General features: G+C 52.8%; 23 protein-coding genes and 1 other annotated feature. Of the genes, 14 read left to right on the plus strand and 9 right to left on the minus strand.

Translation table 11 applies throughout. The annotated features are described in order from the left end of the window. Positions 1 to 11 precede the first annotated feature (11 nt). Positions 12 to 1781, plus strand: coding sequence for a sensor domain-containing diguanylate cyclase (locus VSR74_RS13805; protein ID WP_347795220.1), 1770 nt, complete (start codon positions 12 to 14; stop codon positions 1779 to 1781). A gap of 34 nt (positions 1782 to 1815) precedes the next feature. Here VSR74_RS13805 and VSR74_RS13810 read toward each other — a convergent pair whose 3' ends face one another. Next, a complete protein-coding gene (locus VSR74_RS13810) occupies positions 1816 to 3102 on the minus strand; it encodes an HlyC/CorC family transporter (RefSeq protein WP_347795221.1) in 1287 nt (428 codons plus the stop codon). Between the two features lie 20 nt (positions 3103 to 3122). Then, complete coding sequence (locus VSR74_RS13815) at positions 3123 to 3914, minus strand: cytochrome C assembly family protein (RefSeq protein WP_347795222.1); 792 nt, start codon at positions 3912 to 3914, stop codon at positions 3123 to 3125. Positions 3915 to 4128: 214 nt separating this feature from the next. Here VSR74_RS13815 and ffh point away from each other — a divergent pair, with 214 nt between their 5' ends. From ffh to VSR74_RS13850, 7 genes are all read left to right on the plus strand, one after another. Next, entirely contained in the window at positions 4129 to 5490 is a 1362-nt protein-coding gene (gene ffh / locus VSR74_RS13820) for a signal recognition particle protein (protein WP_347795223.1), read from the plus strand. A 115-nt stretch (positions 5491 to 5605) separates the two neighbouring features. Then, on the plus strand, positions 5606 to 5854 hold the full coding sequence (gene rpsP, locus VSR74_RS13825; protein ID WP_041686193.1) for a 30S ribosomal protein S16: 249 nt from the start codon (positions 5606 to 5608) through the stop codon (positions 5852 to 5854). Between the two features lie 18 nt (positions 5855 to 5872). Further along, entirely contained in the window at positions 5873 to 6421 is a 549-nt protein-coding gene (rimM, locus tag VSR74_RS13830) for a ribosome maturation factor RimM (protein WP_015963359.1), read from the plus strand. A 44-nt stretch (positions 6422 to 6465) separates the two neighbouring features. After that, positions 6466 to 7233, plus strand: a complete 768-nt coding sequence (gene trmD, locus VSR74_RS13835; RefSeq protein WP_347795224.1) for a tRNA (guanosine(37)-N1)-methyltransferase TrmD — start codon at positions 6466 to 6468, stop codon at positions 7231 to 7233. A 44-nt stretch (positions 7234 to 7277) separates the two neighbouring features. Beyond that, the gene (rplS, locus tag VSR74_RS13840; RefSeq protein ID WP_002914145.1) at positions 7278 to 7625 is read left to right on the plus strand and encodes a 50S ribosomal protein L19; all 348 of its coding nucleotides are present in this window, start codon (positions 7278 to 7280) and stop codon (positions 7623 to 7625) included. Positions 7626 to 7758: 133 nt separating this feature from the next. Then, positions 7759 to 8157, plus strand: coding sequence for a DUF2946 domain-containing protein (locus VSR74_RS13845; RefSeq protein WP_347795225.1), 399 nt, complete (start codon positions 7759 to 7761; stop codon positions 8155 to 8157). Between the two features lie 57 nt (positions 8158 to 8214). Beyond that, positions 8215 to 9582: a PepSY-associated TM helix domain-containing protein gene (locus VSR74_RS13850; protein WP_347795226.1), complete on the plus strand. Its 1368-nt coding sequence runs from the start codon at positions 8215 to 8217 to the stop codon at positions 9580 to 9582. A 3-nt stretch (positions 9583 to 9585) separates the two neighbouring features. On the opposite strand, the gene VSR74_RS13855 is transcribed toward VSR74_RS13850, so the two are convergent. From VSR74_RS13855 to VSR74_RS13865, 3 genes are read right to left on the minus strand one after another with little or no spacing between them, the layout of a single operon-like run. Further along, entirely contained in the window at positions 9586 to 10068 is a 483-nt protein-coding gene (locus VSR74_RS13855; protein WP_347795227.1) for an OmpA family protein, read from the minus strand. A 19-nt stretch (positions 10069 to 10087) separates the two neighbouring features. Beyond that, the gene (dgcN, locus tag VSR74_RS13860; RefSeq protein WP_347795228.1) at positions 10088 to 11305 is read right to left on the minus strand and encodes a diguanylate cyclase DgcN; all 1218 of its coding nucleotides are present in this window, start codon (positions 11303 to 11305) and stop codon (positions 10088 to 10090) included. Further along, positions 11298 to 11831, minus strand: a complete 534-nt coding sequence (locus tag VSR74_RS13865) for a YfiR family protein (RefSeq protein WP_411914258.1) — start codon at positions 11829 to 11831, stop codon at positions 11298 to 11300. The genes dgcN and VSR74_RS13865 overlap by 8 nt, the downstream gene beginning before the upstream one ends. Positions 11832 to 12291: 460 nt before the next feature. Between VSR74_RS13865 and aroF the strand changes: the two genes are divergently transcribed. The 3 genes from aroF to VSR74_RS13880 all read left to right on the plus strand — a co-directional run bounded on the left by aroF (position 12292) and on the right by VSR74_RS13880 (position 15456). Next, positions 12292 to 13362 carry a 3-deoxy-7-phosphoheptulonate synthase AroF gene (gene aroF / locus VSR74_RS13870; RefSeq protein WP_347795230.1) on the plus strand — a complete coding sequence of 357 codons (1071 nt, stop codon included), beginning with the start codon at positions 12292 to 12294 and terminating at the stop codon, positions 13360 to 13362. Positions 13363 to 13371: 9 nt separating this feature from the next. After that, positions 13372 to 14493 (plus strand): bifunctional chorismate mutase/prephenate dehydrogenase, encoded by a 1122-nt coding sequence (gene tyrA, locus VSR74_RS13875; RefSeq protein ID WP_347795231.1) that lies wholly within the window; start codon positions 13372 to 13374, stop codon positions 14491 to 14493. Positions 14494 to 14583: 90 nt separating this feature from the next. Continuing rightward, complete coding sequence (locus VSR74_RS13880; protein ID WP_347795232.1) at positions 14584 to 15456, plus strand: SMP-30/gluconolactonase/LRE family protein; 873 nt, start codon at positions 14584 to 14586, stop codon at positions 15454 to 15456. Here VSR74_RS13880 and pheA read toward each other — a convergent pair. From pheA to bamD, 4 genes are all read right to left on the minus strand, one after another. Next, positions 15453 to 16613: a bifunctional chorismate mutase/prephenate dehydratase gene (gene pheA, locus VSR74_RS13885; protein ID WP_347795233.1), complete on the minus strand. Its 1161-nt coding sequence runs from the start codon at positions 16611 to 16613 to the stop codon at positions 15453 to 15455. The genes VSR74_RS13880 and pheA overlap by 4 nt on opposite strands. A gap of 30 nt (positions 16614 to 16643) precedes the next feature. Continuing rightward, positions 16644 to 16769: a sequence feature (Phe leader region), on the minus strand. After that, positions 16721 to 16768: a pheA operon leader peptide PheL gene (pheL, locus tag VSR74_RS13890; protein WP_347795258.1), complete on the minus strand. Its 48-nt coding sequence runs from the start codon at positions 16766 to 16768 to the stop codon at positions 16721 to 16723. It overlaps the preceding feature by 48 nt. 107 nt (positions 16770 to 16876) lie before the next feature. Then, a complete protein-coding gene (gene raiA, locus VSR74_RS13895) occupies positions 16877 to 17215 on the minus strand; it encodes a ribosome-associated translation inhibitor RaiA (protein WP_015963370.1) in 339 nt (112 codons plus the stop codon). A gap of 268 nt (positions 17216 to 17483) precedes the next feature. Then, positions 17484 to 18227: an outer membrane protein assembly factor BamD gene (gene bamD / locus VSR74_RS13900; protein ID WP_347795234.1), complete on the minus strand. Its 744-nt coding sequence runs from the start codon at positions 18225 to 18227 to the stop codon at positions 17484 to 17486. Positions 18228 to 18359: 132 nt separating this feature from the next. Here bamD and rluD point away from each other — a divergent pair, with 132 nt between their 5' ends. The 3 genes from rluD to clpB all read left to right on the plus strand — a co-directional run bounded on the left by rluD (position 18360) and on the right by clpB (position 22770). Then, positions 18360 to 19340: a 23S rRNA pseudouridine(1911/1915/1917) synthase RluD gene (rluD, locus tag VSR74_RS13905; protein ID WP_347795235.1), complete on the plus strand. Its 981-nt coding sequence runs from the start codon at positions 18360 to 18362 to the stop codon at positions 19338 to 19340. Next, positions 19337 to 20068, plus strand: a complete 732-nt coding sequence (yfiH, locus tag VSR74_RS13910) for a purine nucleoside phosphorylase YfiH (protein ID WP_347795236.1) — start codon at positions 19337 to 19339, stop codon at positions 20066 to 20068. Before rluD ends, yfiH begins: the two co-directional genes overlap by 4 nt. Positions 20069 to 20196: 128 nt before the next feature. Then, a complete protein-coding gene (clpB, locus tag VSR74_RS13915; protein ID WP_347795237.1) occupies positions 20197 to 22770 on the plus strand; it encodes an ATP-dependent chaperone ClpB in 2574 nt (857 codons plus the stop codon). Positions 22771 to 23022: the final 252 nt, after the last annotated feature.

Raw genomic sequence — 23022 nt, forward strand, 5'->3', positions numbered from 1 at the left:
GAGGGATATTTATGCTGGAGTCGGCTGTCAGGGCCCGGGCACTTCCCCCCGAAGAGTTGGGGGTATTAGTACGACAGGACAAAACCCGCGACGATGTTCTTCGTCATTTTTTACAACTCACCACATCTTTGTTTCATATGCCGGCAGGCTATATCTCGGTACTGGACGATAAGACGCGCAATGTGATTGTGTCTCATCAGATAGCCATGACGCCAAAGCCGAGACAGTTCACATTTTGTCAGTATGTGGTCGATACCCAAAAACCAGTGATTGTGCCCGATACGCTACAGGATGCGCGTTTCTGTGAGCACCCAATGGTGACAGGCGATCCGGGTTTGCGTTTTTATGCCGGGATGCCGCTCACCTTTAAAAACGGCTGTACCATGGGGACTTACTGCGTGGTGGATACCGTGCCGCGCGATTTAACCTGCGATGAGCTGGAGTCCCTTACCTTTATTGCTGAGCTGGTGGCGAGCTTTATCGAGTCCTGGCTGGATGTGGCGCTCACCGATCTCAATAGCGGCTTGCCAAACATGCAGCAATTGATCAATGACTTGCAGGATGACGCGTTGGCGGAAGAGTGTCCTTGTAATTCGCTGATGGTGATTGAGTGTATTGGCGTCACCCAGTCAGATGATATTGCGCGCGTCATGGGCACCAGCCGTCTGAACACTTTGGTCAGGGATATTAGCCAGGCTCTGCTGCGGGTGTTGCAGCTTGAGGAGTGTGAAAAGCTCTATATGCTGAGCGCCGGACGTTTTGCTCTCTATTCAAAACCGCTGACGCCGCCCGATAGAGAACGGCGTGAGCGACAGCTTATGGCATTGCAGGCCCATCTGTCGGACGCCGTCACCATCGATCTTAAAATCTATGTGGGTGAGACGGCGATTAGCTTACCAATCAGCTCAGGACACGAAATTCTACGCCAGGCTGAGAGTGCGCTTTATGAAGCCCGGCATAACCGGCTGCGCTGGGGGGTTTATAATCAGGATGATGATTGTCGCCGTAACGAAGATTTTTATCTGCTTAACGATCTGACCGAGGCGATTCGCAAAGACCGCGGACTCTATCTGGTCTGGCAACCTAAAGTGGCGTTGCCGGAGGGGCGGCCTGTTGCGCTGGAAGCGCTGATCCGCTGGAACCATCCTGAGAGAGGGATTATTCCTCCAGGTTGTTTTCTGCCGCTGATCGAGAACACCAGTCTGATGGTGGAGCTAACCGACTGGGTGATAGACCACGCCATTAGTCAGTTGAGCTTGTGGAAAGAGCGGAATATCGCACTACCGGCTTCGATCAACATCAGCGTGCTGGATTTAAGCCGCGATAACTTTACTCAGCATCTGCATGAGAAAATGGCGCTGGCGGGGCTGGATAATCGTATGCTGGGCGTTGAGTGCCTGGAAACGGAGAAGCTTCTCGCCAGTTCGCAGGTGCTGGAGGAGCTGCGTCTGTTGCGACACAGGGGGTTCACCGTGTCGCTGGATGATTTTGGCGCGGGCTACAGCAATCTGAACTATTTGCTGCGTATTCCGCTTGATACCATCAAGCTTGATAAGTCACTCATCGATGATTTGCTGAAAGAACCTTCCCGTCGGGTCATCGTGCGCAACGTGATACGTATGTTGAAAGAGCTTGGCTATCGCGTGTTGGCTGAAGGGGTGGAAGATGAGATGACTGCCCGAATTATTAGCGATTACGCCTGTGACCAGGCTCAGGGATATTACTTTGCGCGTCCCAAAACGGCAGCGGAGCTTGAAGCGTGGCTTACAAAGTGGATGTAATAACGGGCCCTTATCGGGCCCGTTATTGTTTTTTTCAGGACTGAACGCTTTCGCGTAAGGGTTTCACCGGTACCACTTTGACCTGCTTAATCATATTATCCTGTACGTCGAGAATATCGATGTCGTACTGGCCAATACGTACGCGTGTACCGGCAGCCGGGATCTCTTCCAGCGCTTCGAGGATCATGCCGTTCACGGTGCGCGCTTCATCTTCCGGCATATGCCAGTTGAAGGCTTTATTCAGTTCGCGGACGTTGGCGCTGCCTTCGATAATCACTGAGCCGTCATTCTGCGGCGTTACCTCTTCCGCCAGCGTCGGTGACATCGACGTGGTAAAATCGCCGACGATCTCTTCGAGAATATCTTCGACCGTCACCAGCCCCTGAATGTCGCCATACTCATCAACGACCAGACCGACTTTCTTTTTATTACGCTGGAACTTCACCAGTTGAACGCTGAGCGGCGTCCCTTCCGGGACATAATAAATTTCATCGGCAGCGCGCAGCATTACCTCTTTGGTGAACTCTTTTTTCTCCTGCATTAAGCGCCAGGCTTCGCGAACGCGTAGCATGCTGATGGTATCGTCCAGCGAGTCGCGGTAGAGCACAATGCGCCCGTGCGGGGAGTGGGTAAGCTGACGAACTATCGATTTCCAGTCATCGTTAATGTCGATGCCGACAATCTCATTGCGCGGCACCATGATGTCGTCAACGCTCATTTTTTCGAGGTCAAGCACCGATAACAGCATGTCCTGATTGCGTCGCGAGATTTGCGAGCGGGACTCATTCACCAGCGTGCGCAGTTCATCTTTACTCAGTGAGCTGCTGATGGCGATATCGGTTTTAATGCCCATCAGGCGCATCAGCAGGCGGGTTATCATATTGAGTAACCACACCAGCGGCATCATCAGAATTTGCAGCGGGGCGAGCAGGAAGCTGCTGGGGTAAGCCACTTTTTCCGGATAGAGTGCGGCGATGGTTTTTGGCAGGACTTCGGCAAACACCAGCACCACGAAGGTCAGCACACCCGTCGCAATGGCGACGCCTGCATCGCCGTAAAGACGCATCCCGACGATAGTGCCCAGCGCGGAGGCGAGAATGTTGACCAGGTTGTTGCCAATCAGTACCAGGCTAATTAAGCGATCCGGCTTACGCAGCAGTTTTTCAACGCGCTTCGCCTGGCGATTGCCCTGTTTGGCCAGGTGACGAAGACGATAGCGGTTGAGCGTCATCATGCCCGTCTCCGAACCGGAGAAATAGGCGGAGATGACCACCATAATGATCAGTGTGACGATCAGTGTGGTGGTGGAGATATGTTCCAAAAGGTGTTCCTTAGTTGTGTCTAGCCGACAAGCTGTTGAATGACCCGACTACCAAAATAGGCCAGGGTCAGAGTACCTGCGCCGGCGACGTTAAACCACACGACGCGGCGTCCGCGCCATCCTTCATGATAGTGACCCCACAGCAACACGATGTAGATAAACCAGGCCACGATAGAGAGTACGGCTTTGTCGATGTTCTCCATGCTGAAGAGGTTATGCATGTAAAACAGGCCGGTGCACAGGGTCAGAGTAAGCAGAACTACGCCTACCTGGGTGATATGAAACATTTTACGTTCAATGCTCATCAGCGGCGGCATTTCGTGGCTGAAGGCCAGCTTTTTGTTTTTCAACTGGTAGTCAATCCAGGCGAGCTGGAGCGCGTAAAGCGCGGCGATAATCAGCGTCGCGTAGGAGAACAGCGACAGGCCAATATGCACCATCATGCCCGGCGTCGCTTCCAGGTGCGTGATGTATTCGTTAGGGACAAACGTCGCAAAAGCCAGATTAATTAACGCAAAAGCGTAAACAATCGGCAACAGTAACCAGCCGCGATTGCGCGAGGCGACAATCGTCATCACCGTACAAATCATCAGGCTGACCAGCGAGCCGACGTTCAGCAGGCTGAGGTTTTGGCCGTTCTCGCCGCCAGGCAAGATACGGGCTTCCAGCGCGACAGCGTGGCAGATCAGCGCGATAACGGCAGAAAGAATAGCCATACGCCGCCAGCCGCTGTTTTTTTGCAGCAGACCGGGAACGATCAGCGCCAGGCTGATGGAGTAGGCGACAAGCGCGAGCAGGGCAAAAACGGGCATAGAGTGTGTCGGCAATCGTCAAATAGAGAGTAAGAAGGGCAGTATATACGCAAAATCATTCGAGTTGTATCAAGGCGCGGGGCGTTGGGCAAAACATCGGGCGCTTTGAGGTAAACCGCGGCATCACAACTCGGGCGCTGTCGTGTTATACTCCGGCAAATTTCTATTTTTGTGTCGCACAGCGACCAACCGTTTCCACCTTAGGCGAGAGACAATGTTTGATAATTTAACCGACCGTTTGTCACGGACGCTGCGTAATATCAGCGGGCGTGGCCGCCTCACCGAAGAAAACGTCAAAGAGACGCTGCGCGAAGTGCGTATGGCGCTGCTTGAAGCCGACGTCGCGTTGCCGGTGGTGCGTGAGTTTATCAACCGCGTAAAAGAGAAAGCGGTTGGTCATGAAGTTAACAAAAGCCTGACCCCGGGCCAGGAGTTCGTCAAGATCGTTCGTAGCGAACTGGTTTCGGCGATGGGCGAAGAGAACCAGACTCTGAATCTGGCCGCACAGCCGCCAGCCGTTGTGCTGATGGCGGGTTTGCAGGGTGCCGGTAAAACGACAAGCGTCGGCAAGCTCGGTAAGTTCCTGCGCGAGAAGCACAAGAAGAAAGTGCTGGTGGTTTCCGCCGACGTTTATCGCCCGGCGGCGATTAAACAGCTTGAAACCCTGGCCGAGCAGGTTGGCGTGGATTTCTTCCCGTCTGACGTTGGGCAGAAGCCTATCGACATCGTTAACGGCGCGCTGAAAGAAGCGAAGCTGAAATTCTACGACGTGCTGCTGGTGGATACCGCCGGTCGTCTGCACGTTGACGAAGCGATGATGGACGAAATCAAACAGGTGCATGCCGCGATTAACCCGGTAGAAACCCTGTTTGTCGTTGACGCCATGACCGGCCAGGATGCGGCGAACACAGCCAAAGCGTTCAACGAAGCGCTGCCGCTCACCGGCGTGGTGCTGACCAAAGTGGACGGCGACGCCCGCGGCGGTGCGGCGCTCTCTATTCGTCATATCACCGGCAAACCGATTAAATTCCTCGGCGTCGGTGAGAAAACGGAAGCGCTGGAGCCGTTCCACCCGGATCGTATCGCTTCCCGCATCCTCGGCATGGGTGACGTGCTGTCACTTATCGAAGATATCGAAAGCAAGGTTGACCGCGCGCAGGCTGAGAAACTGGCCTCCAAGCTGAAAAAAGGCGACGGCTTCGACCTGACCGACTTCCTGGAACAGTTGCGGCAGATGAAAAACATGGGCGGCATGGCCAGCCTGATGGGCAAACTGCCGGGTATGGGGCAGATCCCGGACAACGTCAAATCGCAGATGGATGACAAAGTGCTGGTGCGGATGGAAGCCATCATTAATTCGATGACCCTGAAAGAGCGCGCGAAGCCGGAAATCATCAAAGGTTCCCGTAAGCGTCGCATCGCGGCTGGCTGTGGCATGCAGGTTCAGGACGTTAACCGTCTGCTGAAACAGTTCGACGACATGCAGCGCATGATGAAGAAAATGAAGAAAGGCGGCATGGCGAAGATGATGCGCGGGATGAAAGGGATGATGCCCCCAGGTTTCCCAGGCCGATAATTGCTTTAAAGATTGCAATTTATACGAAAATGAGTAAAATTTTCGGGCTTTTAATATGACACCGGGCCCCTTCCCTCGATGGGGCCCGGTTGTTCTATTCACACAAGAGGATGTTATGGTAACTATTCGTTTAGCTCGTCACGGCGCTAAAAAGCGTCCGTTCTACCAGGTTGTTGTTACTGACAGCCGTAATGCACGTAACGGTCGCTTCATTGAGCGCGTTGGTTTCTTCAACCCGATCGCTAGCGAAAAAGAAGAAGGCACTCGCCTGGATCTGGATCGCATCGAGCACTGGGTTGGCCAGGGCGCAACTATCTCTGATCGCGTATCTGCGCTGATCAAAGAAGCTAAAAAAGCAGCTTAATCTGTCACGGTGGTCATGATGAGCAAGCAACTCACCGCACAGGCACCTGTTGATCCCATCGTATTGGGCAAAATGGGTTCTTCCTACGGTATCCGTGGTTGGCTCAGAGTGTTTTCCTCCACCGAAGACGCCGAAAGCATTTTTGACTATCAGCCCTGGTTAATCCAGAAGGCGGGTCAGTGGCAGGTTGTTGAGCTGGAAAGCTGGCGCCACCACAATCAGGACATCATCATTAAGCTGAAAGGCGTTGATGATCGCGATACTGCGAATCTACTGACGAATTGCGAAATTATCGTTGATTCATCGCAGTTGCCAAAACTGGAAGAGGGTGATTACTACTGGAAAGACCTGATGGGCTGCCAGGTAGTCACAACCGAAGGTTACGATCTCGGTAAAGTCATCGATATGATGGAAACCGGTTCGAATGACGTTCTCGTCATTAAGGCAAACCTGAAAGATGCGTTTGGTATCAAGGAGCGGTTGGTTCCGTTCCTCGATGGGCAGGTTATCAAGAAAGTCGATCTCGCTACTCGTTCAATCGAAGTAGATTGGGATCCTGGTTTTTAAACCACCGGATAAACGGTAAAAGTCGGCGTTATGGGGATTGGCTTGTGTTTATAGGTATCGTTAGCCTGTTTCCTGAAATGTTCCGCGCAATTACCGATTACGGGGTAACTAGCCGGGCAGTAAAAAATGGCCTGCTGAACATCCAAAGCTGGAGTCCTCGAGACTTCACGCATGACCGGCACCGTACCGTGGACGATCGTCCTTACGGCGGCGGGCCGGGGATGTTAATGATGGTGCAACCTTTACGGGATGCCATCAATGCAGCAAAAGCCGCGGCAGGTGAAGGCGCTAAGGTGATCTATCTGTCGCCTCAGGGACGCAAGCTTGATCAAGCAGGCGTCAGCGAACTGGCAACGAATCAGAAACTGATTCTGGTGTGTGGTCGCTACGAAGGTATTGATGAGCGCGTGATTCAGACCGAAATTGATGAAGAATGGTCAATCGGCGATTACGTTCTCAGCGGTGGTGAGTTACCGGCAATGACGCTGATTGACTCGGTTTCCCGGTTTATTCCGGGGGTACTGGGGCATGAAGCATCAGCAACGGAAGATTCCTTTGCTGATGGGTTGCTGGATTGCCCCCACTATACGCGTCCTGAAGTGTTAGAAGGGATGGAAGTACCGCCAGTATTGCTGTCGGGGAACCATGCCGAGATACGTCGCTGGCGTTTGAAGCAGTCGCTGGGCCGTACCTGGCTTAGAAGACCTGAACTTCTGGAAAACCTGGCTCTGACTGAAGAGCAAGCAAGGTTGCTGGCGGAGTTCCAAAAGGAACACGCACAACAGCAACATAAACATGATGGGCAAGCGTAATACGCGCCCGATATATCAGTTTACCCAGGATAAGAGATTAAATTATGAGCAACATTATTAAGCAACTTGAACAAGAACAGATGAAGCAGGACGTACCTTCCTTCCGTCCGGGTGATACCGTGGAAGTGAAAGTATGGGTTGTTGAAGGTTCCAAAAAACGTCTGCAGGCATTCGAGGGCGTGGTTATCGCTATTCGTAACCGCGGTCTGCACTCTGCATTCACTGTTCGTAAAATTTCCAACGGCGAAGGCGTTGAGCGTGTCTTCCAGACTCACTCTCCGGTTGTTGACAGCATTGCTGTTAAACGTCGTGGTGCTGTGCGTAAAGCTAAACTGTACTACCTGCGTGAACGTACTGGTAAGTCTGCTCGTATCAAAGAGCGTCTTAACTAAGATTCGCGTAAGCGACATCCTGTTAGAAAAGGGCTGGCCGAAAGGCTGGCCCTTTTTTTATCGCATTCGGCACTCCGTGTTAACTGATTTGAGATAATTCGTTTACAATATTCGCTCCTTACTGGAGGGTGTGGTGAACAGCAATCGGTTTCATGCTTCAACGTTAAAGCGACGCGCACTCTGGCTTGCGCTGTTCGCTATTGCGTTAATAATCGTGGCGCCGCTGATCTCCATCTCGTTGCAAAAAGATCCCATGAGCGCGATGCCCGGCATGCATCATGCGATGAATATGGATACAGAGGGTCACTCCTCTCATCAAAGTATGCCGGTCGATCACGCGGAAGCCTGTGGCTACTGCGTACTGTTGGCGCATGTGCCGGGGCTTATCCTCGCTCTGGCTATCTTGCTGTGTGGCCTGCTGTTGCGCTGTCGAACAACCCCGGTTCGGCCTGCGATAAAACAGTGGCATTTCTTTCCCTGGCTCTTTCCTGATACCCGCGCGCCGCCGCGCCTGTCTGCTTTTTCCTGTTAAAAAATTATAAATGGCGTAAATGCGCCAGAACTCTTTTCGCATGTATTAAGGAAAAGTATGACAACCTGCACCTCACGGGCGGCATGGGTTCACCTGCTCCGTCGCCTGCACTTTTTTATTGGTCTGTTTGTTGGGCCGTTTATTTTTGTGGCCGCATTGACGGGGACACTCTATGTCGCCACCCCACAACTGGAAAATTGGGTTTATCGGAACGCATTACAGGGCGCCGTAAGCGGCGAACGCCACGCGCTGGCTGAGCAAATCGCGGTTGCGCGGCAGGTTATTGATGGCGATCTGCGTTTACATGCTGTGCGTCCTGGTCTGATTGCCGGAGAAACTACCCGGGTTATGTTTGCCGACCCTGCACTGGCTGGGTCAGAGCACCGGGCTATTTTTATTGATCCGGTGACGCTTACGGTCATGGGGGATATGACGGTCTATGGCACCAGTGGCATCCTCCCGCTGCGTCAGTGGATTGATTACGCGCATCGCTCTTTGTTGCTGGGGGATGTGGGGCGGCTTTACAGTGAACTGGCGGCTTCGTGGATGTGGGTGGCGGCACTCGGGGGGATTACGCTCTGGTTTTTTACCCGCCCCAAACGGCGGATTAACAACCGATTGCAGAATACGCGCCGCATTCACGTTACGCTTGGCTGGGTGCTACTGGCTGGCATGTTGCTCTTTTCTGCCACCGGTTTGACCTGGTCCCAGTGGGCGGGCGGTAATGTGGATAAGATGCGCGCTGCATTTGGCTGGCTCACACCGCAGGTGAACACGCAACTGCATGGCGAAATGGCGATGACGAACCCGCATGCGGAACATCACGGTGAGATGGGAACGATGCCCGGTATGACACCTTTGATTGCCGGGGAAACGTTCGATTCTGTGCTGGCCGCGGCGCAAAAGGCAGGTATCGATGCCTCTCTTGTGGAGATCCGCCCGCCACGCAGCCATGACCGCGCATGGACGGTAACGGAAATTGACCGCCGCTGGCCTACTCAGGTCGATGCTGTGGCGGTGGATGGCAGTACGCTGAAGATCCTGGATAGTACCCATTTTGCGGATTTTCCACTCATGGCGAAGCTTACCCGCTGGGGCGTGGATTTTCACATGGGGATTCTGTTCGGATTGCCTAATCAACTGCTGCTTATCGCTTTCGGGCTTGCACTGTGTGCAGCGATTGTCATGGGTTATCGATTATGGTGGATTAAGCGCCCGGCGCAGGCTGCTGCCAACCCGTTACAGACGCTGTACCAGAGCTGGCTGGCGTTATCACTGGCAGGGCGCCTGACGACGCTTGCGATTGCCACTTTGCTGGGGCTGGCGCTGCCGGTGATGGGCGTCAGCCTGGTGCTGTTTGTGGTGATTGACTGGCTCCGCTGGCGCGGTCAACAGGCGTTAAGCGCAACACAGCCCGTTCAGTAGCCATCAGGGGGCGCTGATCACCACCGCGACGCGGCGGTTTTCAGCGCGTCCTTGTGACGTTTTATTGCTGGCCACCGGGTATTTTTGCCCTAAACCCTGTGTAGTCAGGTTGCTGCGAGGAATGTTTGCGCCCTCAGCCCAGCTATCCGCGACGACATTAGCGCGTTTGAGCGAAAGCCCTTCGTTGTAACTTGCTTCGCCGTAGTTATCCGTGTGCCCATCCATGCGCAGATGGGTTATCCCGGTCGACGCCAGTCGCGCGGCCATAGTGTGGATTTGCTTCTGGCTTTCTGGACGCAGGTGGAAATCATTCTTGTCGAATAAAATGGTATCAGAGAGTCCAAGTGACCAGTCGCCATTCGCTTCACTAAAACCATAAGACTTCATCGCGGCAACCTGCTCGGGGGTGAATTTCCCCTGCGGCGCCTGGCAGCCTGTCAGTAAGGTGGTGGAGAGTAACGCGGCGACGATGTAACGCTTTAACATGCTCTTTCCTTGCTTCTCATCATGAATTTTTTGAACGCTGGTTTTTCATCACGTACATATTCTTATCGGCCAGTTCCTGTAAATCTTCGACAGAATTATGTTCCCACGTCAGGGCGTAGCCGATGCTCAACGACAGGGGGACGTAATGTCCATTACGTAAATCAAAAGGACGGATAAACTGCTGTGACAGCGCCGCGCATATGCGCTGAACTTCATGTTCGCTGTTTACCCCATACAGAATTACCGCAAACTCATCGCCGCCCAGTCGATAAGCGGCATGGCGATTGCCGCAGAACTCCATCAACCGTTTGGCGGCGTCAATCAGCACGCAGTCGCCTGCGGCATGTCCCCATGTGTCGTTAATACGCTTAAAATTATCACCATCAAGAAACAGCAACGCCGAAGTGGCTTTCATCTGCGGGCTGTTCATCAGCGTGGCGATACTGGTACGAAATGCTGCGCGGTTTGGCAGGCTTGTCAGGGCGTCATGCAAAGCGGTGCGCAAAAGCTGGGCGTTTGTTGCCTGTAACTTGAGTTGCCACTCTTCCATTTCATCCAGCAGGCTATTGAAATCCTGAGCGAAACGATGAAATTCATCGATTCGTTCGGCGGTCACGCGGCGAGAAAAATTGCGATTGGTGCGAACATCATGCACCACATCGGTAATGCTTTGCAGCGCAGTGACCACCCCTTCATGTAGATGACGGGTGATGAGCAACGCAAGCGCAGAGGCCAGGACAATACAGGCGGTCAGTACTCCAAGCGACAGCCAGATAAAGTGGCTAATTAAACTGTCTCGGGCAGTCAGTCGTAGTTCTCCGATAGCCTGCCCGTTCCAGACGATGGGTTGCGTCACCGGCAGAGGGAAAAGCCACTGACTGACCAGCCTGTTCAGCGCATCCCGTTCACCCGTTGCATTGAAATGCCAGTAAGCGAAGCGCTTGTTGCTGCCATCCACTACTTCCGCGATGGCAAAATGCCCCTGCTTACCGAGTATAGCCAGCGTGTCGTTGGCGGCTACGTTGTCTCTGAATACCAGCGCCGCTTCCAGGTTGTGACTCATTGCTGAGCCGGTCAACTCCAGGTTCTTCTGTGCATATTGCTTTAGTGTGACGATCGATGCGCCGCACAGCAGCAGCCAGATAAGCGTCATGGTGATAAATACGCTGGTTACGCTTATCCGGCGGAGTGTCCCCTTAAAGGTGGGGCGGGGGGAAGGTGAATAGTCCTTATTCATGCTTCTTGTTCCGTGCGAGCATTAATACATCGGGATTGACTCTAACGCCACTGCGAGAAAGGGAGTCGAGGTTTACGGCGAATGTTACTTTATCGGCATTGAATAGCAGACAGAAGGAACTGCCAATACGACATTCGGCATTTTGTTCTGAAATGAATAATACAGGCTTCTTGTTCAGCATGTTTTGTAATTCAACCTGCTGGTCAGGTAATTCCTGGCCAAAATAGATAGCATCACATTCAGTGTTGCGGACATCCTGGCTGGAGTGAACCATTATCGGTTTATAGGTAAGGGGAAAACCCTCAGCACTGCTGAGTGCATCACGGTATCGTGAGGTCGCAAATATGCAGAGCGTCGGCTGTTGTATGAGCTGCGGCCAGTGGGTGTAGCCAATAATGCCGGAAACCATTGAACGTACCGATTTATCTATATCAGACAGCGTTGCTGCAAAAAGAGGTCTGCTTAGCGCGCAAAATATCAGGGCCAGCAAAAGCGGGTATAAAAGTTTTAAAAACGGGTTACTCATTGGAATCCGCCGTAACGCTTTGATTTCAACGTCCATAATTTCTCATTGCAGATTATCATTTTTCGCCAGATCAGTCATTAGAACTGTGAATGTATTATGTATTGATTAAGTTAAATCTTGTGAAAATGATCTGGACGAGATCACATGTTTAAAAATAAACATTCTGATGATTCGGTTATGCCTTAGTTTGTTGATTTAACAGAAAGTCCGTTTCAGCTCCCCTGGCAGGGGAAAGGCGTTATTTCTGCCTCGTGAATGTGTGGTGGCGCTGTGGGTAAAAGTTGGTCAGGATAATGAGTGTGTTAATTTGTTTACGATTTCAGGGGTGTTTTGAGCTTGTTAGTAATGGTGTAAAGTTTTATTTACGTATTTTGGATTGAAATCTTTACTTTTTATGATATTGTTATTTCACCTCACCGAGGAAACCATTATCGCAAACGAGCTATACAGGTAAGCCACCATGCAAAAAGACGCGCTGAATAACGTACATATTACCGATGAACAAATTCTGATTACGCCTGAACAACTGAAAACAGAATTTCCGCTGAGCATTGAACAGGAAGCGCAAATCGCCCAGTCGCGCAAAACCATCTCTGACATCATCGCCGGGCGCGATCCTCGTCTGCTGGTTGTCTGTGGCCCGTGCTCGATTCACTGCCCTGAAACGGCCATCGAATATGCTCGTCGATTTAAAAGCCTTGCCGAGGAGGTCAGCGATAGCCTCTACCTGGTGATGCGCGTCTATTTTGAAAAACCACGTACCACCGTTGGCTGGAAGGGTCTGATCAACGACCCGCACATGGATGGTTCGTTTGACGTGGAAGGCGGCCTGAAAATTGCGCGTCGCCTGCTGGTGGAACTGGTCAACATGGGCTTGCCGCTGGCAACGGAAGCGCTGGATCCGAATAGCCCGCAATATCTGGGCGACTTGTTTAGCTGGTCAGCTATCGGTGCGCGTACTACCGAATCACAAACGCACCGTGAAATGGCTTCTGGTCTTTCCATGCCGGTAGGTTTTAAAAACGGCACCGACGGTTCACTGGCGACCGCGATTAACGCCATGCGCGCGGCTGCGATGCCGCACCGGTTTGTCGGTATCAACCAGGCCGGGCAGGTTTGTCTGCTGCAAACTCAGGGCAACCCGGATGGTCATGTCATTCTGCGCGGCGGTAAATCACCGAACTATGGGCCAGAAGATGTTGCCCAGTGCGAAAAAGAGATGGAACAGGCGGGACTGAAACCGTCGCTGATGATAGATTGCAGTCATGGTAATTCCAATAAAGACTACCGTCGTCAGCCAGCGGTGGCGGAATCCGTTGTCGCCCAGATCAAAGACGGTAATCGTTCGATTATTGGCCTGATGATTGAAAGTAATATTCACGAAGGTAATCAGTCTTCCGAACAGCCGCGTAGCAATATGCAGTATGGCGTATCGGTGACTGATGCCTGCATCAGTTGGGAAACAACCGATGCGCTGCTGCGTGAGTTAGACAAGGATTTACGTGGCCATCTGGCGGCACGACTGGCGTAAGAGGATTATATGGTTGCTGAACTGACCGCGCTGCGCGATCAAATTGATGAAGTGGATAAGGCGTTGCTGGGTTTACTGGCACGCCGCCTTGAACTGGTGGCTGAAGTTGGCGAGGTCAAAAGCAAATATGGCCTGCCGATTTATGTCCCTGAGCGTGAAGCATCTATGCTGGCATCGCGCCGGGAAGAGGCCGCATCGATTGGCGTTCCGCCTGATTTGATTGAAGATGTCCTGCGTCGCGTGATGCGTGAGTCATACTCCAGCGAAAACGATAAAGGCTTCAAAACATTGCACCCGACGCTGCGCCCGGTGGTGATTGTCGGCGGCGGTGGGCAGATGGGGCGGCTGTTTGAAAAAATGCTTAACTTGTCTGGCTACCAGGTACGTATCCTCGAGCGCGACGACTGGTCGCACGCGCAGGAAATCGTTGCCGGGGCGGGGATGGTCATTGTCAGTGTGCCTATCCATGTCACCGAACAGATCATCGCGAAGCTGCCACCTTTGCCAGCCGACTGCATTCTGGTTGACCTGGCATCGGTAAAAGCCGGGCCGCTACAGGCGATGCTTGAAGCGCATTCGGGCCCGGTTGTTGGGTTGCACCCGATGTTCGGGCCGGACAGCGGCAGCCTGGCAAAACAGGTGGTGGTGTACTGTGACGGGCGTCAGCCGGAAGCGTACCAGTGGTTCCTGGAACAGATTCAGGTTTGGGGTGCGCGTCTGCACCGCATCAGCGCTGTTGAGCATGATCAGAACATGGCTTTCATTCAGGCGCTGCGCCACTTCGCGACCTTTGCTTACGGCCTGCATCTGGCGGAAGAGAACGTGCAACTGGAGCAGTTACTGGCACTCTCTTCGCCTATTTATCGCCTGGAACTGGCGATGGTTGGCCGACTGTTTGCCCAGGATCCACAACTTTACGCGGACATTATTATGTCTTCCGGCAATAACCTGGCGCTGATTAAGCGTTACTACCAGCGGTTCGGCGAAGCCATCCGCCTGCTGGAGCAGGGTGACAAACAGGCGTTTATCGACAGCTTCCGTAAAGTGGAGCACTGGTTTGGCGATTATGCCCAGCGTTTTCAGAGCGAAAGTCGCACTCTGTTACGTCAGGCCAACGACAGTCGCGCCTAAGACCGCGGTCACACATAGCGTTAACAAATTCTGTATATACTTAATAGCCAGAGGGGGAACCCACTGGCTTTTTTTATAGGGATGAGACGCATGACTGAGCCACAACCGCTGTTTGATTACGCCGGACATCTGCCGGAATGCCCCACCTGGAGTGAGTCGGAGCAGGCGCTGTACTGGGCCGATATCCTGGAATACGAAATCCATCGCTATCATCCGCAAAGCGGCGAGCATCAGGTTTTGCAGTTTCCTGAAGAGGTCGGCTGTTTCGCATTACGGGAAAAGGGCGGGTTTATTGTGGCGCTGCGTAGCGCCATTTGGCTTGCGGATAAACATGGTCTGCTGGTGCGTAAAATTTGCGACAACCCCAGTAACCCCACGCTGGCTCGTTTTAACGATGGCGGCACAGACAGGGACGGGCGTTTTTACGCTGGCACCTTCTGGGGGCCTGGCGATTACAACGGTGCATTATTGGTTCGAGTGGATAATACGCTGAAGACGAAGGTGGTGCAGTGCGATATTCACGGCGCAAACGGGCTGGCATTCAGCGCGGATAAGCGCTGGATGTACACGTCGGATACGCCAAACGGGGTTATCTATCAAACGCCTCTTGATGACGACGGGGAACCGGGCCGTCGTGAAATATTTCATCAGTTTTCTGCCGGAGAAGGTATCCCGGACGGTGCGGCGGTAGATGAAGAGGGCTGTTACTGGAGCGCGCTATTTGACGGCTGGCGTATCGCACGTTTTTCCCCGGAAGGTGAACAGATAGAAGAGTACCGGATGCCGGTTCGTTGCCCGACAATGGTCTGTTTTGGCGGGGCAGATATGCGCACGCTGTTTATTACCACCACCCGGGAAAACATGTCGGCGGCAGAAGTGGCGCAGTATCCCCTTTCCGGGGCGATCTTCACCCTGCCCGTCAGCGTGGCAGGAATGAAGAAGTTACCGTTTATTGAGCATTAAGCCGGATCAACCGGAACGACGTTCTCGCTCGGGTAGCAGCCCAGCACTTTCATCGAGCGGGTAATTTTACCCAGCTCTTTGAGCGCTTTTTGCATCGACTCCGATTCCAGGTTGGCCTGGATATCGAGATAAAACATCTCTTCCCACGGATTGCCGTGAATTGGGCGGGATTCCAGTTTGGTCATGATCAGGTGATGGTTGCGCAGCACCAGTAGCGCTTCTACCAGCGCACCCGCCTGTTGCCCGGTCGCCATCAGCAATGTGGTTTTTGCCGGCACCTGGTCTGAGACATCAATCGCCTTACGCGCCAGCACGATGAAGCGCGTAATGTTTTGCGTCTGATTGGCTTCAATTCGTTCCAAAACCTGCAAACCGTGCAGCGCGCCGCCGGCTTCGCTACCCAGCGCCGCAACGCGTGGCGAGTTGGCCTGGGCGACTTTTTCCATTGCCGCAGAGGTGCTTTCGGTGTACTCAATCTTCCAGTGCGGATAGCGGGCAAGGAATTTACTGCACTGCTGGAACGGCTGCGGATGACTGTATACCGTGTCGATAGTATCGAGATCTGTTGACCCGGAAACCAGTACGCAGTGATCGATAACGATCGTCATTTCACCGACGATCGAGAGGCTGGTGTGTTGCAGCAGATCGTAGACGTCGTTAATGGCGCCAGAGCTGGTGTTTTCAATCGGCACAACGGCGTAGTCAGCCTGGCCCGTTTCCACATGATTAAAGATATCGGCGAATTTACTGCAGCCGCTTTCGATAAACTGCTCGAAGTGACGTGCGGCATACTGGCGCGCCGCAAGGTGTGAATAAGAGCCTTTTGGCCCCAGGAAGGCGATACGCGCAGAGTGCGGATTAATTTTATTAAGATGCTGCTGGAGTAACGCCTGCTGGGTGAGAACGGAATCTTCAATGATAAGCTGGAAAAGGCGGGTGATGTAATGGGCGTCAAGATGATGGGTTTTACCCAGCGCAATCAGGCGTTCCAGCAGATCGCGTTCGCGGTCAATATCACGTACCGGGCGATGGGAGGCCAGCTTCGCTTTGCCGACTTCCACCGCCAGGCCACGGCGTTCGGCCAGCAGCGTCAGTAATTTTTCATCCAGTGCGCTTATCTTATCACGTAGCGCCAGTAATGGGTTTTCCGCAGTCATAGTTGTGCCTTTATTGTTATCAATCTGCCAATAAAAAAGGCCCCCCGAAGTGGGAGGCCTTATTGTTCGTCTTCGCATTCTTTATCTTACGACGAAACGCCTCCCGTTCAGGGGAAGGTAAAAAAGAATGCGAAGAAAAACAGAATAGATTTCACAGATAGTGATTCCTTACAGTGTGTCAGGTAACAGTACCTGTTACGTTTTCCTTCTGTCAATAAAAAACGCGCCCGAAGGCGCGTTGGCGATACACTTAAAGTTCAGTTTTACTCTTCTTCAACTTCTTCGAAGCTTGCGTCTTTCACCGATGTTGTGGCGCGACGGGCTTCCCCTTTGTGTTGCACCTTATTGAGCTGCCGTTCCAGCTTGTTGATCAATTCGTTGATTGCAGCATACATATCTTCATGCTTGGCGCTGGCAACCAGAAGCCCGTTCGGCGTGTTCATGGTGGCGTCAGCGATAAAACCCTGCGGCTCCTTGGACAGGATGATGTGCGGGTTAATAATATGAGTTTGCCATTTTTCTAATTTGGCTAGACGGTCTGCGACATGTTGGCGGATGGCCGGAGTAATTTCCATTTGTTTGCTGGTAATGTTCATTGTCATAAATTTTACCTCTTGTCTTTCCGTCTTGGTGATCCCAGCATACCGTTCCTAATGTCAAAATGTGTGATTTAAATCACGTTTTTTTGTCACTTTTTGTCAAGGAAACTGTTTTGTGAGACAGGGCAGGAACAGACGATCTTTTCCTTGTCGAAAGGGAAAAAGACGGTCATATTTGATGAGATGACTTGCCGCTAAAGCGGTTCAGCGGGCAGGTGAAACGGATAAAAAAACGGCAGCCCCAGGGCTGCCGTTTTGCTTGCTTTCGAAATCAGGATTGCGTGCTGCTGCTGTTAGCCGCAATGATTTTCGCTACTTTGTCTGCCTGCGCCGTCATTTGCATCTGACGGTACGCATTTTCCATCTTCGGCAGCGCGTTGCGGGTTGCCTGAGTATCCGGGAAATCGCGCAGCATGTTCTCAACGCGGTTTACCACAGCAACCCATGCACCACGGTCGGTGTAGTAATCAACGACGGACAGCTCGTACTTAGCCAGACGATCTTTCAGGAACACCAGACGTTTGTTGGCATCCGTGACGTACTGGCTGTTCGGGTAGCCGCGAACCAGTTTAGAGAAGTCATTGAAGGCGTCACGTGCGTGCTGTGGATCGCGGTCAGAACGGTCAACCCCGAAGAAGCCCTGAAGTGCACTGTCATCCAGTGCCATATTGGTCAGGCCACGCATATACATGACATAATCAATGTTCGGGTGCGTCGGGTTAAGACGGATAAAACGATCAATGGCTGCCTGAGCCAACGGCAGATCGGCATTTTTATAGTACGCGTAGATCAGATCCAGTTGTACCTGCTGAGAGTATGGGCCAAACGGATAACGGTTATCCAACGCTTCCAGTTGCGTTATCGCTTGTTTCCAGTTACCGTCCTGCAGCTTTTGCTGAGCAGTTGCGTAGATTTCGTTAGGCGGATTATCAGGCACCTCTTCCTTTGAACCAGAGCACCCCGCCAAAGCCAGGCTCAACGTGGCCGCTGCCACCAGATATTTCATGCGCGTCATGACGTTTTGACTTTCCTCAAAATGTTTGTACGGGATATTCGCAGTTCCTGTTCCCGATTAAGACCAGCTACAATAGCACACTATATTAAACGGCGAAGCCGTAAAAACCCAACGTTAACGAAGAAGCTGTATATGGCACAACGAGTAGAACTCACCGCAACGGTCTTAGAAAATCAACTGGGTCAACGCTTAGATCAAGCTTTGGCCGAATTGTTCCCTGATTATTCACGATCGCGCATAAAAGATTGGATTCTTGACCAGCGTGTACAGGTTAATGGTCGAATTTGCGACAAACCGAAAGAAAAAGTGTTGGGTGGCGAGACTGTCGCGATCAATGCTGAAATTGATGAAGATATCCGCTTCGAACCTCAGGATATCCCGCTGACCATCGTCTATGAAGACGACGACATTATTGTCATCAACAAGCCGCGCGACCTTGTGGTACACCCTGGCGCAGGCAATCCGGATGGTACGGTGCTTAACGCGCTGCTGCATTATTATCCGCCGATTGCCGATGTGCCGCGTGCGGGCATTGTCCATCGTCTGGATAAAGACACCACTGGCCTGATGGTTGTGGCGAAAACCGTTCCGGCGCAAACGCGTCTGGTGGAGTCGCTGCAGCTTCGCGAAATCACCCGTGAATATGAAGCGGTAGCGATTGGCCATATGACGGCGGGCGGTACGGTTGAAGAACCTATTAGCCGTCACCCAACCAAACGTACACATATGGCGGTGCACCCCATGGGTAAACCGGCGGTAACGCACTATCGCATTATGGAACACTTCCGTGTGCACACGCGTCTGCGGCTGCGTCTTGAAACAGGACGTACGCACCAGATCCGCGTGCACATGGCCCATATCACGCACCCGCTGGTGGGCGATCAGGTTTATGGCGGGCGTCCGCGTCCACCGAAAGGCGCGTCGGATGAGTTCATTTCCGCACTGCGTAAATTTGACCGCCAGGCGCTGCATGCCACAATGCTGCGTCTCTACCATCCGATCACCGGTATTGAGATGGAATGGCATGCGCCTATCCCGCAGGATATGGTCGATCTTATCGACGCGATGCGCGCCGATTTCGAAGAACATAAGGACGATGTGGACTGGTTATGACGTCATTGATTATCCCGCAGTGGCCGCAGCCGAAGGGCGTGGCGTCCTGTAGTTCCACCCGTAAAGGCGGTGTGAGTCAAGCGCCTTACGATTCTCTGAATCTGGGCGCGCATTGCGGTGATAATCCGGACGATGTAGAAGAGAATCGTCGCCGCTTGTTTGCGGCGGGCAGCTTGCCTTCTAAACCGGTCTGGCTTGAACAGGTTCATGGTAAAGAGGTGCTGCGCTTAAGCGGCGGGCCGTATGAATCGAAACGCGCCGATGCGTCATACAGCAATACGCCGGGTACCGTGTGTGCGGTGATGACCGCCGATTGTCTGCCGGTGCTGTTCTGTAATCTCGACGGAACAGAAGTGGCTGCGGCGCATGCGGGCTGGCGTGGGCTGTGTGAAGGCGTGCTGGAAGAGACGGTTGCCTGCTTTAACGATCGCCCTGAAAATATCATGGCGTGGCTTGGCCCGGCGATTGGCCCTACGGCGTTTGAAGTGGGGCCGGAAGTGCGCGACGCCTTTATGGCGAAAGACCTTCAGGCCGATGCCGCATTTCGCGCGGCGGGCGAGAAGTACTATGCTGATATCTATCTACTGGCGCGTCAGCGTCTGGGTAATGTCGGTGTGCAGCGTATCTACGGCGGTGACCGCTGTACCTTCAGCCAAAACGATGATTTTTTCTCATATCGTCGTGACCGTACTACAGGTCGTATGGCAAGTTTCATTTGGCTGATATAACCTAAAGAATCAAGACGATCCAGAAGGCTGATTTATTTTTCGCATTGAACAGGTCATTAACCTTGAATAATTGAGGGATGACCTCATTTAATCTCCAGTAGCAAAATTGACCTGTTATGGGAGGAATTATGCGTCTGGATCGTCTTACTAACAAATTCCAGCTTGCTCTCGCCGATGCCCAGTCTCTTGCACTGGGGCACGACAACCAGTTTATCGAACCCCTTCATTTAATGAGCGCCTTACTGAATCAGGAAGGGGGGTCTATTCGTCCTTTGTTAACCACTGCTGGCATTAATGCGGGCCAGCTTCGCACGGCTATCGATCAGGCATTAAGCCGATTACCGCAGGTGGAAGGCACCGGCGGCGACGTCCAGCCATCACAGGATCTGGTGCGTGTACTGAATCTTTGCGACAAGCTGGCGCAAAAACAGGGCGACAACTTTATTTCGTCAGAACTGTTTGTTCTGGCCGCGCTTGAGTCTCGCGGTTCACTGGCCGACCTGCTGAAATCCGCAGGGGCGACGACGGCCAACATTACTCAGGCGATTCAACAGATGCGCGGAGGGGAGAGCGTGAACGATCAAAATGCCGAAGACCAACGTCAGGCATTGAAAAAATATACTGTCGACCTGACCGAGCGTGCCGAGCAAGGCAAGCTTGACCCGGTTATCGGTCGTGATGAAGAAATTCGCCGCACCATTCAGGTGCTGCAACGCCGTACTAAAAACAACCCGGTGCTGATTGGTGAGCCTGGCGTTGGTAAAACCGCCATCGTTGAAGGGCTGGCGCAGCGTATCGTGAACGGTGAAGTACCGGAAGGGCTGAAGGGCCGCCGCGTACTGGCGCTGGATATGGGCGCGCTGGTGGCCGGGGCGAAATATCGCGGTGAGTTTGAAGAACGTCTGAAAGGCGTGCTGAACGATCTGTCGAAACAGGAAGGCAACGTCATTCTGTTTATCGATGAGCTGCACACCATGGTGGGTGCAGGTAAAGCCGATGGCGCAATGGACGCCGGAAACATGCTGAAACCGGCGCTGGCCCGTGGTGAACTGCACTGCGTGGGTGCGACCACCCTTGATGAATATCGCCAGTACATTGAAAAAGATGCGGCGCTGGAACGTCGTTTCCAGAAAGTGTTTGTTGCAGAGCCGTCCGTTGAAGATACCATCGCGATCCTGCGTGGCCTGAAAGAACGTTATGAGCTGCACCACCACGTGCAGATCACTGACCCGGCTATCGTGGCGGCGGCAACGCTTTCGCATCGTTATATCGCCGACCGTCAGTTGCCGGATAAAGCGATTGACCTGATTGATGAAGCGGCGTCCAGTATTCGTATGCAGATTGACTCGAAGCCGGAAGAACTCGACCGCCTCGATCGCCGTATCATTCAGTTGAAACTGGAACAACAGGCGCTGAAGAAAGAGTCTGATGAAGCCAGCCTGAAACGTCTCGATATGCTGAATGAAGAGCTGGAAGACAAAGAACGCCAGTATTCGGTATTAGAAGAAGAGTGGAAGGCGGAGAAAGCCTCGCTTTCCGGTACGCAGACAATTAAAGCGGAGCTGGAGCAGGCGAAAATCGCCATCGAGCAGGCGCGCCGCGTAGGCGATCTGGGGCGGATGTCTGAACTGCAGTACGGTAAAATTCCGGAACTGGAAAAACAGCTCGCGGCGGCGACCCAGTCCGAAGGTAAAACCATGCGTCTGCTGCGTAACCGGGTAACGGATGCAGAAATCGCTGAAGTGCTGGCTCGCTGGACTGGGATCCCGGTTGCGCGCATGCTGGAAGGCGAGCGCGAAAAACTGCTGCGGATGGAGCAAGACCTGCATAGCCGGGTAATTGGTCAGAACGAAGCGGTGGAAGCAGTATCGAATGCGATTCGTCGTAGCCGTGCCGGGCTGTCCGATCCTAACCGCCCAATCGGTTCGTTCCTCTTCCTGGGGCCGACCGGTGTCGGTAAAACGGAGCTTTGCAAAGCGCTGGCGAACTTTATGTTCGATAGCGATGACGCGATGGTGCGTATTGATATGTCTGAGTTTATGGAGAAACACTCCGTGTCTCGTCTGGTCGGTGCGCCTCCGGGATATGTCGGGTATGAAGAGGGCGGCTATCTGACCGAAGCCGTACGCCGTCGCCCTTACTCAGTCATTCTGCTGGATGAAGTTGAGAAAGCGCACCCGGATGTGTTCAACATTCTGCTACAGGTGCTGGACGATGGTCGTCTGACTGACGGGCAGGGGAGAACGGTCGACTTCCGCAACACAGTAGTCATTATGACCTCTAACCTGGGTTCTGATTTAATTCAGGAACGTTTTGGCGAGCTGGATTACGGTCACATGAAAGATCTGGTGCTGGGCGTGGTTAGTCAGAGCTTCCGCCCTGAGTTCATCAACCGTATTGATGAAGTGGTTGTGTTCCATCCGCTGGGCGAAAAACACATTGCTTCTATTGCGCAGATTCAGTTGCAGCGCTTGTATAAACGTCTGGAAGAGCGTGGTTACGAAACGCAGATTTCCGATGAAGCTTTGCACCTGCTCAGTAAAAACGGTTATGACCCGGTGTATGGTGCGCGTCCGTTGAAACGTGCTATCCAGCAGCAAATCGAAAACCCGCTGGCGCAGCAAATCCTTTCTGGAGAGCTGGTTCCAGGGAAAACAGTCCGTCTGGAAGTTAAAGACGATCGTATTGTTGCAGTGCAGTAAGTCACAAAACGGCAAAAACGGGCCCTGCGGGGCTCGTTTTTGTTTAAAAACCAGGCGAAAATAAGCGTTCTGGGTGAAAAATAGGCAGGTGAAAATTTTTTTGTATTTTATGCTTGCGAGAACTCAATTACTCCCTATAATGCGCCACCACTGACACGGAACAGCGGCCAACACGCCGCCGGGTCAACAGAGTGAAAATAAACCTTGACTCTGCAGCGGGATGGCGTAATATGCACACCCCGCGCCGCTGAG

Origin of the sequence: Pseudocitrobacter cyperus (assembly GCF_039889165.1) — a bacterium.
GTDB lineage: Bacteria > Pseudomonadota > Gammaproteobacteria > Enterobacterales > Enterobacteriaceae > Pseudocitrobacter > Pseudocitrobacter cyperus.